Below are 13,666 nucleotides of genomic sequence, written 5' to 3' on the forward strand. Positions count from 1 at the left end.
CTCCTCGTCCTTCTCACCTGGTCGGTGCGAGCTTCACGGCGAGGTCCGCCGGGCTCTCGGCGCCTCCGACCGCGGCGACGTCGCGGGAGCGGATCGCGGCGGCGAAGGCCGCTCGGGCGGCGGCCTCTTTCCAGAGGACCACACCGCTGCGCGAAGTGCGCGTGTCGATCTCGAGCGAGGCCCTGAATTTCTCCGCGGCGGCCTCGATCAGGCCGGGTGTTGTGGAGGAGCACAGTGGAGTGGCCCACCATCGCAGGGAGGGGGATGTGTGGAATCGACATCGATCGTCGCGCTGCACGCCAGAGTGGCCGGGGCCTGGCGGGCGGAGGTTCGCCGCGTCAGGGACGAGGCGGCGCGGAGAGGGGCTCGCCCATCAGCGCGGCGAGGATGCGCTCGCCCTCGGGCCATGGCCCGAAGCCAGCGTCGGTGTTGATGTGCCCGGACGGCCCCACGCGCCGGTCAGGGTGATCCCAGTCCGGCATCTCCGCGCGGCGCGCCGGAGCGAGCTTCTGCTCCCAGAGCGTCTGCCAGTGGCGAGGACCTGAGCCGGTGTAGCCGGGGACGATGAGCTGCGATGGCATGGTGAGAGTTCCTCCTGGCCTTTTCGGCTCCCGTTCATCGCGCGGTCACGAAGCCCCGGCCCCAGCGCCGACGTCGTTGCACACGTGGGCGATGATTCGTGAGCCCTCGCCGACCGGCCTGGCAGCGTCGCCAACCACGTAGTTGATCGTTGTCATCAATCCTCCGCTTGGGGGGGGGGCGGACTACGCCTTGCGTACTGGGTAGCGCAGGTGAGTAACGCCGACGCCCGGGATCACCCTCGGGTTGCCAAGGACGATTGGCGTGCCGGCGAGGCGGTCGAAGAGTCGAACCCCGGAGCCAAGAAGGACCGCCGCCATGTCGACGTGGATCTCGTCGAGGAGCCCGGCGTTCAGGCATTGCTGGATGGTGTCCGCGCCGTGGACCCCGACGGACTTCCCGCCGGCGGCGGTCCTGGCCTGGGTCACGGCGCTCTCGATGCCGTCGGTCACGAAGTGGACGGTCGAGTTGGGTCGCGGCCATCCGGCGGGGATGTGGTGGGTAAGTACGAATGCCGGTCCCCAGGCGTGATTTCCGCCCCAGCCCTGGGCGAAGTCGAACGTGCGTCGACCGGTGAGCATGGCACCAAGCTCGGACGTGAGACCGCGAAGGTGCTCGGCGCTCGGCCCGGACACCTTGAACGTCATGGGGTCCGACCCTGCCATGTGGATCTCGACGTCCCCCGAGGTGGAGTACCAGTCGAAAACTTCGGCCACGCCATCGTTGCGGTCGGCGACGTAGCCGTCGAGCGACATGGACATGATTGCGACGACCTTCGACATCGCGATGTTCCTTTCGAGGAGTGGAGATTGCCTTCTGGCGATCGCGCGCTGTCCTCCCGCGTTCACCTGCGGGCTGGCGAGCGTACGCGAGGCGGCCGCGCCGTGCACGCAGGATCTCGGCGGGGGAGGAGAGCGCATCCGGGAGAGCCGCCGAGTTGGGCATGACGTCATCGGAGGCGCCGCCATCCGCGGCATGGCACGCTCCGGCGTGGGCCGGTGGATCCGGCATCGATCGGAGGACGACATGATCACGCTCTATGGCTTCGGAAAGATCTTCCCCGAGGGGGTCGGCGAGACGAAAGACCTCCGGGCGCAGTGGGCGCTCGAGGAGACCGGGCTGCCGTATCGAGTCCACGCGCTCGACCACACCGCCGGCGAGCTCGACAGCGACGCCTACGGCCGCATCAGCCCCTTCCACCAGGCGCCGGTCATCGACGACGACGGCTTCGTGGTGGCCGAGTCTGCCGCGGTGGTGCTCTACCTGGCGGAGAAGGCCGGCAAGCTGATCCCGGGCGACGTCCAGGGCCGCACCCGCGTCGTCCAGTGGTGCTTCGCCGCGGTCAGCACCGTCGAGCCGACCCTCGTGTGTCTCGACATGATCGGGATATTCGACAGCGGCAAGGCCGCACAAAAGCTCCACGCGGAGGTGCCCAAGCTCGCCCGCCGCTGGCTCGGCCACGTCGAGCGCCGCCTCGAGGACCGCGAGTGGATCGCCAGCGCCGATTTCACGGCGGCCGACATCATGATGGCCGGCGTCCTGCGCACCATCCGCAAGACCGACCTGATGGATCCCTTCCCGAGGCTCAAGGCCTACTTCGAGCGCTGTCAGGCCCGCCCGGCGTGGCAGCGCACCCTTGGCCTCTATGCCGAGCGACTCGGCGTGAGCGTCGACGACATCCGCTAGGATACCGTCGAGAACATCGAGCAGGCCTCGAAGCGGTCTCAGGATGTGCTCCTGATGCGGTCCAACCTAGCGCATGTGCTCGATGTCTTGCGGCATGACCACCCAGCCATGCATTCGCTCTTCATAGACCGAGAACGTTGGACCGGGGAAGGCCGGGTCCGCAAAGGCTCCCACTGGTATGGCGATCATGTCCCCCTGCCCGACCATCGCGTAATACACGGTGGCGCCACATTCAGGGCAGAACGTGAAGGAGCTCTTCGTTCCTTCGTCTCCAACTCGAACGAAGTCCTTGCCGTGCCCCTTGATCTTCACGCTCTCGCGACTGAACCTCGCTTGAGCGCCGAAGACACTTCCGGTTCTCCGCTGGCAGGCCAGGCAGTGACAGACGGACACGCGGATCGGCTCCCCTTCGACTTCGACCGACAACTTGCCGCAACTGCAGCTTGCGAGGCGATTTTTCATCGTGGTGCTCGGGTGGAGTGGGTCGCGTGACGTTCGACATGAGGGGCGGCCGCGCGTGGGCGACGCCCGCTTGCGGACGTCCCCTCGAAGGAAGGCTCAGGCCTCGGGTTCATGGCAAACCACTTCGATGTTGTGCCCGTCCGGACCAATGACGAAAGCTGCGTAGTAGTTCTCGTGATAGCGCGGGCGCAGACCAGGCGCACCGTTGTCTTTGCCGCCCGCCTCCAGAGCTGCGCGATAGAAAGCCTCGACTTGCCGGCGATCCTCGGCCGTGAACGCCAGGTGAAGATGCGCGGGCTTCTCCTCGGTCTGGTACAGGCACATCGAGACATTACCCTTTGCGCTCAGCTCGACGCCGTACGTCGGCGGCCCCTCCGAGACAACAGCTACGCCGAGCGGTTCGAGCGCCTTGAGGAAGAACGCTTTGCTCACTGCGTAGTCGCTGACTCCGAATTTGACGTGGTCAAACATGAGTTCTCCTGAAGTGCATGGGCCTGCGCCCGCCTTGCCACAGCTTCGCGACCCACCTTTCAAGGAGACCGGCGCAGACCTGTTCCTGCAACGGCTGAATCATCGCCTTGCTGGGCCGCCTGCGTCCATCGTCAGGAGAGCACTTCGGTGGCAGTCTTCGCCCCGAGGACGTTATCGATCCAGCGGTCGAGGGTCGCGACGTCCGTGCATGCCTGGATGCGCGCGCTCTCGTTCTCGGTGAGCCCGATCCCTGCGCGCGCAAGCAGCCGCAACAGCGTGTCCCTCTTGCCCTCACGCATGCCCTTGAGCTCGCCCTCACGCATGCCGCGATCGATGAGCCTCTGCACGAACTGGGGAAAAGTCGCCTCGCCTTCGATCTGCCGTTCCATCACCAACGCCTCCAGAGCTTGCCGCATCGGCTCACGCAACCCGTTCCAGATGAGCTGAAAGTAGACCATGGCGTGCTCCTGGTCGAGCCGGCCGAGGGCAACGAGCGCCGCCTGGACCACGGTGAGCCCGTTCGGCCCGTTGCCGTGCGCCACCGCCGAGAGCACCGCGAGCTCGGTCTCCTTCTCCGCGTCGGCCGGGTCGGTGATCTCGGGGACGACGGCCGGACCGAGCACCAGCGGCGCGACGTTGCCGAGGCCCAGGCCGAGGTCGATGTTCTCCGCCGCCCAGGCCGCCACGCCCGCGTCCGGCGCGACCACGAGGACGACCGTGCCGCAGCGCTTCCTGGCGCGCACGACCGTGACGTACGTCGGCCACGAGAACTTCTTGTCCGGGTCCACGTCGCGCTGGACCTCGACGACGATCGCCAGCACGAGCATGCCAGTCGCGCCGCGGAGCTCGAGCACCAGGTCAGCGCGGAACTCCACCGGGATGAGCTGGTCGAGCGACGACTCGACCACGGCGACCGCGGCGTGCGGCGGCACCTCGACGTGGAGGAGCGTCGCGAGGAAGCGGGGCGCGAGCTCGGGGTGTTCGCGGAACATCTCGACGAGGGCGTTGTGCTCGAGCGTCGGCATGACGCTCGGCCTCGAGCACTCTTCATGCCGGCACGAAACGCCGGGAAAACGCGAGCAGAGCTCCAGATCAGGGGTGGCGGCGCCATGGCGGACGGAGACGGCCAGCGAGGCCGGCTGGGAGGCGCACTGGGCCCGCGCTGCCCCCGCGTGGCTGTCCGTAACACGGATACCAGCACACTGATGCCAGGCGACCACACCCACCCTGCCGCCGCCCATCGCTCCCCGCCCTCCGAACACCGCACCTCCCGCGCGCCCCGCGCGCCCCGCGCGCCCCCCGCGCCCCCGCGCCCCGCGCACGCGCCTTGCTCTGGCTCGGCCGCGCGCCGTCGACTCCCCGACAGCGTTCTGGGTTTGCTGTTGCTCGCGCTCGCCGAGCAGCCCGCCACCTTCGGAGGCCTCATGCATCGGAACCTCTCCCGCACGACAACCCACCTGGCCCTCGCGGCCTTGAGCGCGATCGCCGCCGGCGTCGCGGGCTGCTCCTCTCCCCCCGACGACGCCGCGAATCGGTTGCCGTCGGGCCCCGCGATCGACGGGCCCCCGCCGCCCATCAGCGGCGGCACGCTGCTGATCGCCCGCGACGGGCACACCGCCGTGGCGGCCGACCCCGATCGCGACGGCGTCTGGGTGGTCGACACCGACGGCGGCGAGCCCCGCGCGATCCCCCTCGCGCGCGGCGACGAGCCCGGGCGCGTCGTCGAGGACGGGGCCGGCCGCGTCCACGTCGCCCTGCGCCGCGCAGGCGAGATCGCGACGATCGATGTCGGGACGGCGAAGGTGCTCGACCGGCGCGCCGTCTGCCCCGCGCCGCGCGGCCTCGCCTACGACGCGTCGCTCGACGCGATCCATGTGGCCTGCGCCGGCGGCGAGCTCGTGACGCGCCCGGCCCAGGGCGGCGCCGCGCTCCGGAAGCTACGGCTCGACGCCGACCTGCGCGACGTGATCGTCGACGGCGATCGCCTGCTCGTCAGCCGGTTCAAATCCGCCGAGACCCTCGTCGTCGGCCCGGACGGAGAGGTGCTCTCGCGGCGGTCGCTCCCGTCGTTCACCATGAGCGCCGCCGTCGCCTCCGACTACCGCCCCTCGGTCGCCTGGCGCATGATCGCCCTCCCCGGCGGCGGCGCGGCGATGGTCCACCAGCGCGCGTTGACCTCGCCCGTCGTGCTCGCCCCCACGGGCTACTACGAGGCTGCCGGCTGCGATGGCGGCATCCTGCACGGCGCCGTCAGCGTCCTGCCCCCGGCCTCGGCCGCGCCAGGGAACGGAGCCAAGCGCCCGACGCCGGCCCTCTGGCGGATCGCGCTCCCGGTCGACATCGCGATCGCGCCGGACGGAAAGCGCGCCGCGGTCGTGGGCGCCGGCAGCTACACGACCGAGTTCATCGACCTCGACACCATCACGAGCGAGGACGCCGCGGGCACGTGCGGTTCCTACAGGCAGTGGGAGCACTCGAGCCAGCCGATCGCCGTCGCCTTCACGGCGCAGGGCCGTGCGGTCGTCCAGTTCCGCGAGTCGGCGAGGATCGAGGTGCTCGAGCTCGACACGCACGATCGCGTGGGCATCGACCTCCCCGGCGACAGCGTGAGGGACCCGGGACACACGCTGTTCCACGAGCCGCCGCTCAGCTCCCGCGGCATCGCGTGCGCCTCCTGCCATCCGGAAGCGCACGAGGACGGTCACACGTGGCGCTTCGACAAGCTCGGCCTCCGGCGCACCCAGACCGTCGCCGGCGGCGTGCTCAAGACAGCTCCCTTCCACTGGAGCGGCGACCAGAGCGACCTCACCCACCTCATGAAGGAGGTCTTCGTCTCGCGCATGGGCGGCTCATGGCCCGGAAATTATAATGTCGGGCGTCTCGAGCGCTTCCTCGACAGCGTGCCGGCGCTCCCCGCCTCGCCCCCCGACGACCTGGCCGCCGTCCGGCGAGGAGAGGCCCTGTTCCATGACCCGCAGGTAGGCTGCGCGACATGCCACGAAGGGCCGATGCTCACGAACAACCGCAACGAGGATGTCGGCTTCGGCGAGGCACTCCAGGTGCCCTCGCTGCTCGGCCTCTCCGCGCGAGCGCCGTTCATGCACGACGGCTGCGCCAAGACGCTCCGCGACCGGTTCGACCCGGCCTGCGGCGGCGACCGCCACGGCGACGTCTCCGCGCTCGCCCCGGCGCAGCTCGACGACCTCGTGGCGTACCTCGAGTCGCTCTGACGGCGCGGAAGACGCTCCGCCGCTCGCGGCCAGGGATCGCGCCGTGAGGGGGTATGCGTACGTTACTCGCTCACGGAATCGAGGCGCTTGTCACCTGGCCATCGCGGCCTTGAGCGCGATCGCCGCCGGCGAGGCGCGACGGAGCGGCCGAAATGCCCCGGCCGCGGCGCCGGCGCCTCAGCGGCGGGTATGGGCGAGCGCGTAGGCCATGCCGCTCTGCAGCGTGCCGAGCGTCAGCAGGCCGTCGAGCCCGGCGGCGTCGCGGACGAGCAGCTGGGCCGCCTCGGGCCGCACCCCGGTGAGGATCGCCTGGGCGCCGACCAGGCGCAGCGCGCTCGCGGCCCGGGCGAGGATCGCCGCCGGGGCGGCATCGAGCTGGCGCACGCCGGTGATGTCGAGGATCACCACCCGCGCGCGCGTGCGGACCGAGCCCTCGAGGGCCGTCGCCAGCACCTGCGACGCGCGGGCGTCGTCGAGCACCCCGATCAGCGGCATCACCACGATGCTCTCCGTGATCGGCAGCAGCGGCGCCGCCATGTCCGCCAGGCGCTCCTCCTGGACGCGCACGATCTCCGCCTGCGCCGCCGACCGCTCGCGCTCGGCCCGCTCGCGCTCGCCGATCTCGCGGCGCGTCTGCGCGTGGGCCTCGCGCAGCGCCGCGCCCTGGCGCACCAGGTCGGCGTTGACCACCTGGAGCTGCTCGAGCGCGGTCTGCAGCTCGTGCGTGCGCGCCTCGACCTGCTGCTCGAGCTGCTCGCGGGCCTGCTGCACGCTCGCGTACAGCCGGGCATTCTCGATCGCCACCGCCGCCTGCGCCGACAGCAACTGCAGCAGCTCGACGCGCTCGGGCGCGAAGGCGTCGCAGGTCGCGTTGTTCTCGACGTAGAGGATCGCCGACAGTCGGCCCTGGTGGAGCAGCGGCAGGCACAGCACCGAGCGCGGTCGCTGGCTGGCGACGTAGGGGTCGCGGGCGAAGCGGGGCTCGGCGCCGGCGTCGCCGAGCAGCACGCCCTCGCGGCTGCGGGCGACGAAGCGGACCACCGAGGTCGCCAGGGCGGCGTCGTCGCGCATCGGCTGGTCGAGGCCGACGCGGACCTCGTCGGGCGCGGTGCGCATCTCGGCGGCGATCGACAGGTCCTCGCCCTGCGGCACGAGCAGGAAGCCGCGCTGGGCGCCGGCGCGGAGCATGACGATCCGCATCAGGCGGTCGAGCAGCCGGTCGAGCACCAGCTCGCCGGCGAGCGCCTGGGCGGCGCGCATCAGGCCCTCGAGGTCGAGCGAGCTGCCGCCGAGCATGCGGTTGGCGGTCGTCGAGCGGCCCGTGCTGTGCCCGGCGCGGGCGAGCGCGGGCGGGGCGAGCAGGTCGGCGCGGGTGAGCAGCAGCTGGCTCGCCTTGGCTGCCGCGCCCCAGCGGGCGAAGCCGACGTGTGCGTCCTGCAGGTAGGCGCCGGCCAGCGCGCGACGGTTGCGGCGCAGGTGCAGCCGCGCCGCGCACTCGCTCGCCAGCGCCGCGTGGAGCACGAACCCGCGCGCCTGCGCCTCGGCGATCGCCTGCTCGTAGCCCGCGATCGCCTCGGCGTCGCGGCCGGCCAGGCGCGCCGCCTCGGCGTCGAGCAGGTGCTGGAGCGCCACGAACTGCGACGGGTTGCTCGTCGACCACGGCCGCAGGGCCGCGCGCTCGCGATCGAGCTGTTGCGCCAGCGCCTCGCGCTCCGCCTCGCCGGCCGCGTCCCAGCGGGCCGCGGCGACCAGGCCCGAATAGGCGTACTGCTCGGGCGAGTACATGTGCCCGGCCCCGGCGCCGCGCTCGTGCAGCTCGCGGGCGCGGACGGCGAGCTCGAGCCCGCGCTCGTGCTCGCCGTACAGGTAGGCGAGGCGCAGCTTGCTGACCGCGTAGAGCCACGGCACGAGCCCCCCGGGCGGCATGTTGGCGACGAACGCGTCCTCATCGAAGCCGTCACCGCCGAGGGCGCTCGTCGCCGACTCGCCCATCAAGTTGACGACCACGCGGCGCATGAACTCGACCACCGCCGTCGACGCGACGTCGCGGGTCTTCCGCAGGAGCGGCGTGACGTCGTCGATGCGGGCCTCGGCGCCGCGGATGTCGGCGTCGGCGATCAGCGCCAGCGCGGCCGATTGCAGGCAGTAGAACGACACGTACGCGAAGTTGCCGACCTCGAGCGCGACGCACCGCGCCGAATCGCGGTGCTCCTCGCCGGCCGAGTACGGCTGGCGGTAGAACACGACCGACGTGCCGAACAAGAAGTGCACCATGCAGCGGGTGCGCAGGTTGCCGGTGCGCTCGTTGAGCTTGACCCCGAGCTCGCCGAACTCGTAGGCCTTGCCGAGCTCGCCGGTGACGCCGGCGAGCAGGATGCTGTACACCGCGTAGCTGTAGTCCGACCCGTCGACGTTGCCGTGGCGCAGCGACAGGTTGACCATGTGGAGCACGATCAGGGGGAACAGCGCCGGCCTGCCGACGAACACCGGCCCCGACATCGACGCCAGGAGCCGCATCACGACCTCGACGTCCGGGTCGCGCGCCGGCGGGGCGTCGAGCAGGGCGCCGATCCGCCGCTCGCCGAGGTTCCCTTGGGCCGCCGCGAACGCGGCCGCGACGGCCTCCTGCAGCGCCGGGCCCTCATCGGGCAGGCCGATGCCGTACATCGCCAGCGCCGCGCGCCCGGACGCGACCACCGCCGCGAAGTCGCCCATCGCCGCGTGCAGCAGGACGCGGAGGTCGTAGACCTGCGCCCGCTCCTCGCGCGAGCGCGCCCGCGCGAGCGCCTCCTCGAACAGCGCGTCGGCCTCGGCGAACGCCCCGCACAGGTACGCGCACTCGGCCAGCTCGACGCGCAGCGCGAACCCGAGCTCGAACTCGTGCGCCCACGGGTCGGCGCCGAGGCACTCGCAGCCGGCCTGGAAGTACTGCCGCGCCGCGTGATAGGCCGTCGCCGCGCGCGCCCGCCGGCCCGCGCGTAGGTTGAGTCGCGAAAGCTCGAGCCGCTCGTCGCCGCCGATCCGCGGCAGCGCCAGGTCGAGGTGGCCGACGACCTCGAACAGCGCCTCGTCGGGCACGCCGGCCGGGTACGCGTCGCGCAGCAGCCGGCCGACGCGCAGGTGCGTCGCCTCCCGCACCTCGCTCGCCAGCAGCGAGTCGGCGGCCTGCTGCACGCGGTCGTGGAGGAAGCGGTGGAGATCGTCGCCCTCGCCGCCGGCGAGCGGAACCACCAGGCCCTCGCGGACCAGCTCGCCGAGCGCCGCGGTCGCGTCGTCGCCGTCGTCGCTGCCGACGGCCGCGAGCACGCGCCACGAGAAGCGATAGCCGACGCACGCGGCCCGCTGCAGCAGCCGCTGGGCCGCGGGGGTCAGGCGGCGGATCTTGCCGGTGACGAGGGTGACGACGTTGTCGGTTACGTCGCGCGCCTGCACCTGCGCGTCGTCCCACGCCCACCGGCACGCGGCGGGGTCCCAGCGCAGGAGGCCGTCCTCGGCGAGCAGCAGCAGGAACTGGCCGACGAAGAACGGGTTGCAGTGGGTCTTCTCGCCGACGATCCGCGCCAGCGCGGCGACCTGCGGCCGCTCCATCACCAGCGTGTCCGCCAGCAGCTCCTCGACGTCGGCGAGCGACAGCGGACCGAGCGGCACGTCGCCGACCTCGACCCCCGCCGCGCGCAGATCGGCGATCGCGGCCGGCAGCGGGTGCCCGGGGGCGACGTCGTCGTCGCGGTAGGTGCCGAGCACCAGCAGGTGCCTGCATTCGGCGTCGAGCAGCATCTCTTGCAAGAGGCGCAGCGACGCCGGGTCGACCCACTGCAGATCGTCGAACGCGAGCACGAGCGGGTGGTCGGCGGCGGCGAAGACCCGCAGCAGGGCGGTGAAGATCAGGTTGAAGCGGTTCTGCGACTCGGCCGGGCCGAGCCGCGGGACCTCGGGCTGCGGGCCGACGATGAGCTCGAGCTCGGGGATCAGATCGGTGAGGAGCTTGCCGCTGCTGCCGAGGGCGGACGCGAGGGCGCGCCGCCACGCCTCGAGGACCTCTGGCGCGGCCGTCAGCAGGGTGCGGCACAGCTCGCGCAGCGCCGCGGCGATCGGGGCGTACGGCGCGCCGCGGTCGTATTGATCGCACTTGGCGGCGACGAAGAACCCGCCGCCGCGGGAGACCGGCGCCGCCAGCGTCTGGACCAGCGCTGACTTGCCGGCGCCGCCGGGCCCGCGCACGAGCAGCAGCGTGCGCGCGCCGTCGGCGACGCCGGTGGAGGTCGCGAGCAGGACGTCGATCTCCTGCTGCCGTCCGTACAGGCGCGGCGGGATCCGCGGAGTCGACGGCCGGTCGGCGCTGCCGAGCGCGAACGGCTCGATCGTCCCCGTCGCTGCCCACGCGGCCGCGCAGCGCTGCAGGTCGGCCCGCAGCCCCGCCGCGCTCTGGTAGCGATCCTCGGCCGCCTTGGCGAGCAGCTTCATGATGATGTCCGACAGCACCGGCGGCACCTTCGGCATCAGCACCGCGGGGGCGACCGGCACGCGCGCGAGCTGGCTGTGGACCAGCGCCATCGCGTCGCCGGCGTCGAACGGCAGCACCCCGGTCACCAGCTCGTAGAGCGTCACGCCGAGCGAGTACAGGTCCGAGCGCGCGTCGACCGGCCGGTTCATCCGCCCGGTCTGCTCGGGCGACATGTACGCCAGAGTGCCCGCCATCCCCGCGCCCGCATCGACGCGCGGCGCGCCGTCCTCGCCGCCGGCGATCGCCAGGCTGAAGTCGATCAGCTTCACCTGCCCGGTCGCCGGGTTGTAGACGATGTTGTGCGGCTTGACGTCGCGGTGCAGCAGCGGATAGCGGTGCAGCAGGTCGAGCGTGCCCGCCACCTCGACGCCGATCGCCAGCACCGCCGCGAGGTCGAGGGCGCCGGCGTGGAACAGCACGTCGAGCGAGCGGCCGTCGCCGTCCTCGAGCACCAGCGCGAGCTCGTCGCCGATCGTCTCGAGCGCGTGCGCCTTGATCACCCCCGGCAGGTCGAGCGATCGCAGCACCGCGAACTCCCGCCGCAGCGCGCCGTGGATCGCCGGCGCGAGCGGCCCGCCCTTGCCGATCTTGACGACCACGCGGGCGCCGTCGCGGGCGCGGACGGCCCGATGGATCACCACGCCCGCGCTCTCGTGCAGCTTCGCGGTGAACGTGTACGCGCCCTGTTCTGCCATGCTTTTGTGCCTCGTGACCCGTCGATCGTCGCGCCCAGCCGCCGCGCGAATCATCGATCGCGCCACCGCTTCCGAGCCTACGTGACGCGGCGTGACCGGGTAAAGCATCGGCGTCAGCGCATCGCCGCCTCGCCGGCCACCTCGTCGACCGCCGCGGCGAGGCCGGCTTCCGCCACGCACGTGGCGCTTCGACGAGCTCGGCCTCCGGCGCACCCAGACCGTCGCCGGCGGCGTGCTCAAGACAGCTCCCTTCCACTGGAGCGGCGACCAGAGCGACCTCACCCACCTCATGAAGGAGGTCTTCGCCTCACGGCCACGGATCGCGCCGTGAGGGGGCCGTGAGGGGATACGCGTACGTTACTCGCGCGCCACGCGCATCCGCAGCACGTAGGTGTACGGCGGGATCCCGCGCTCGGCCCAGAACGCACGGCACAGCTGGAGGCGATCGAGCCCGTGAAGGCGAACGATCCGGTCCCCCCGCGCCGGGCCCACGCTCAATCGGCGCACATGAGCTGATCGATGATCTTGAAGGTATCGATGATCGTGGCGTACGAGGCCTCGGGGTCGTCGGTCGACGTCGACAGCGACATCACGACGACGCGAGAGCCGTCGTCGCTCGCGGCGTTCCGGGTCGAGTACCCGAGCGTGCCTCCGGCGTGGCTCCAGTACCCTCCACCGCAGCTGGTCGGGATCCACATGATGCCGAGGCCATACTCGGTGCCGGGCGCGATCGGGTCGAAGGCAGGCGCCGGGACCGTCTCGTGGAGCTCCGCCATCTGCTCCGGATCGAGCAGCGATCCTTCGGCCAGCGCCCGCCAGAACGTCGCGAGGTCCGCGGTGGTCGTGACGAGGGAGCCGGCGGCGCCGGCCATGGTATGGTTCGCGATCGTGACGTCGACGAGCGGCCCGTCGACCTCGTACTGCTGGTAGGCCACGGCGTGCGGGGCAGGCAGCTCAGGCTCATCGCCGGGATCGAACGTGTGGTCGAGGCCGAGCGGATCGAGGATGCGCGCCTCGACCTCCTCGCCCCAGTGGTTTCCGGTGGCACGCTCGATGATCATGCCGGCGAGCACGTAGTTCGTGTTGGAGTAGTCCCACTCCGTCCCCGGATCGAAGCCCGGCTCGTGTGCCATGGCGAGCGCCACGAGCTCTTCCGCGTCCATGTGGTCGAGCCGATGCTTCATGTACTCGTCGGCGGAGCGCAGCACGGCCAGGGCCGACTGCGGATCCGGGCCGTCCGGCTCGGCCGGACCGATGTAGTTGTAGATACCGCTCGTGTGCTGAAGCAGCTGGCGGATCGTGATCATCGAGCCGTCATTGCCGTTGCCCGACACGACGCCGGGCAGCCACTGCTCGACCGTGTCGTCCAGCGACAGCGCTCCCTCACCGGCGAGCTGCAGCACGACGACGGCGACGAACGTCTTGGTGTTGCTGCCCATCCGGAAGTAGCTGTCGAAGTCGACCGGCGTCTCGCTGCGGAGCTGCGCCACGCCGCTGCGGGCGCGGATCCGTCGGTCGCCTTCGAGCATCTCCGCATGCACGGCGACAATGCCGCTCGCTTGAACCCTGTCCACCCCCTCCTGGAGCAGCTCGTCGTACGTCGCGTCGCCCTCCTCGGAAGAGCTGCTCGGGCAGCCCGCGACGAGAGATGCCATGCAGAAGATCGGAATCGAGAGCTTGTTGAGTGTCATGCCCGTGCGTTCCCTCTCGACCTGATTCCATTCAACGGTTTTTACGATCTCGTCAATGGCAGACGCGCGCGGCGCCGCCTCGCCCGGACGAGCGGGCGCGACGCGATCCCGCGCGGCCACGGAAGAGGCCAGCGAGGCGCCGCTCGCCGCCCGGATCCGGGCAGCTCACGGACTTGATGCCGGCACCGGGAGCGATCCTTCAGGTTATTTGTCATCGCGTCCGCGACCCGCTCGCCCTGCCGCCGGGTAGCGGCTTTCGGCCACGTCTCGGATGCACCGAGCGGCGACGGACACCACTGTCACCCCGGGGACGCACGAGCTCAGGTCCCCTGTACACACCTGCCATCA

General features: G+C 71.4%; 10 protein-coding genes and 1 pseudogene. 2 read left to right on the top strand and 9 right to left on the bottom strand.

Annotation, left to right across the window (positions count from 1 at the left end):
* Nucleotides 1-338 precede the first annotated feature (338 nt).
* From WME96_RS38885 to WME96_RS38895, 3 genes and pseudogenes are all read right to left on the bottom strand, one after another.
* A complete protein-coding gene (locus WME96_RS38885) occupies nt 339-581 on the bottom strand; it encodes an alpha/beta hydrolase (RefSeq protein WP_437286614.1) in 243 nt (80 codons plus the stop codon).
* A gap of 40 nt (nt 582-621) precedes the next feature.
* Nucleotides 622-737, bottom strand: a pseudogene (locus WME96_RS38890) (Appr-1-p processing protein); the annotation flags it as partial.
* Nucleotides 738-764: 27 nt separating this feature from the next.
* Nucleotides 765-1,361, bottom strand: a complete 597-nt coding sequence (locus WME96_RS38895; RefSeq protein ID WP_437286615.1) for a dihydrofolate reductase family protein — start codon at nt 1,359-1,361, stop codon at nt 765-767.
* 244 nt (nt 1,362-1,605) lie between these two features.
* On the opposite strand from WME96_RS38895, the gene WME96_RS38900 reads away from it, so the two are divergent.
* Nucleotides 1,606-2,265 carry a glutathione S-transferase family protein gene (locus WME96_RS38900; protein ID WP_437286616.1) on the top strand — a complete coding sequence of 220 codons (660 nt, stop codon included), beginning with the start codon at nt 1,606-1,608 and terminating at the stop codon, nt 2,263-2,265.
* A gap of 66 nt (nt 2,266-2,331) precedes the next feature.
* On the opposite strand, the gene WME96_RS38905 is transcribed toward WME96_RS38900, so the two are convergent.
* The 3 genes from WME96_RS38905 to WME96_RS38915 all read right to left on the bottom strand — a co-directional run bounded on the left by WME96_RS38905 (nt 2,332) and on the right by WME96_RS38915 (nt 4,223).
* Nucleotides 2,332-2,727 (bottom strand): GFA family protein, encoded by a 396-nt coding sequence (locus tag WME96_RS38905; protein WP_437286617.1) that lies wholly within the window; start codon nt 2,725-2,727, stop codon nt 2,332-2,334.
* Between the two features lie 96 nt (nt 2,728-2,823).
* Nucleotides 2,824-3,198 (bottom strand): VOC family protein, encoded by a 375-nt coding sequence (locus WME96_RS38910; RefSeq protein ID WP_437286618.1) that lies wholly within the window; start codon nt 3,196-3,198, stop codon nt 2,824-2,826.
* Between the two features lie 131 nt (nt 3,199-3,329).
* Nucleotides 3,330-4,223, bottom strand: coding sequence for a hypothetical protein (locus tag WME96_RS38915; RefSeq protein ID WP_437286619.1), 894 nt, complete (start codon nt 4,221-4,223; stop codon nt 3,330-3,332).
* Between the two features lie 357 nt (nt 4,224-4,580).
* Here WME96_RS38915 and WME96_RS38920 point away from each other — a divergent pair, with 357 nt between their 5' ends.
* Nucleotides 4,581-6,428 (top strand): cytochrome-c peroxidase, encoded by a 1,848-nt coding sequence (locus tag WME96_RS38920; RefSeq protein WP_437286620.1) that lies wholly within the window; start codon nt 4,581-4,583, stop codon nt 6,426-6,428.
* A 177-nt stretch (nt 6,429-6,605) separates the two neighbouring features.
* On the opposite strand, the gene WME96_RS38925 is transcribed toward WME96_RS38920, so the two are convergent.
* From WME96_RS38925 to WME96_RS38935, 3 genes are all read right to left on the bottom strand, one after another.
* Nucleotides 6,606-11,627 (bottom strand): AAA family ATPase, encoded by a 5,022-nt coding sequence (locus tag WME96_RS38925; protein ID WP_437286621.1) that lies wholly within the window; start codon nt 11,625-11,627, stop codon nt 6,606-6,608.
* A gap of 357 nt (nt 11,628-11,984) precedes the next feature.
* On the bottom strand, nt 11,985-12,134 hold the full coding sequence (locus tag WME96_RS38930) for a hypothetical protein (RefSeq protein ID WP_437292446.1): 150 nt from the start codon (nt 12,132-12,134) through the stop codon (nt 11,985-11,987).
* Entirely contained in the window at nt 12,122-13,318 is a 1,197-nt protein-coding gene (locus tag WME96_RS38935) for a serine hydrolase domain-containing protein (protein WP_437286622.1), read from the bottom strand. The genes WME96_RS38930 and WME96_RS38935 overlap by 13 nt, the downstream gene beginning before the upstream one ends.
* Nucleotides 13,319-13,666: the final 348 nt, after the last annotated feature.

This window comes from Sorangium sp. So ce406, assembly GCF_051474675.1.
Classification (GTDB): domain Bacteria; phylum Myxococcota_A; class Polyangia; order Polyangiales; family Polyangiaceae; genus Sorangium; species Sorangium cellulosum_G.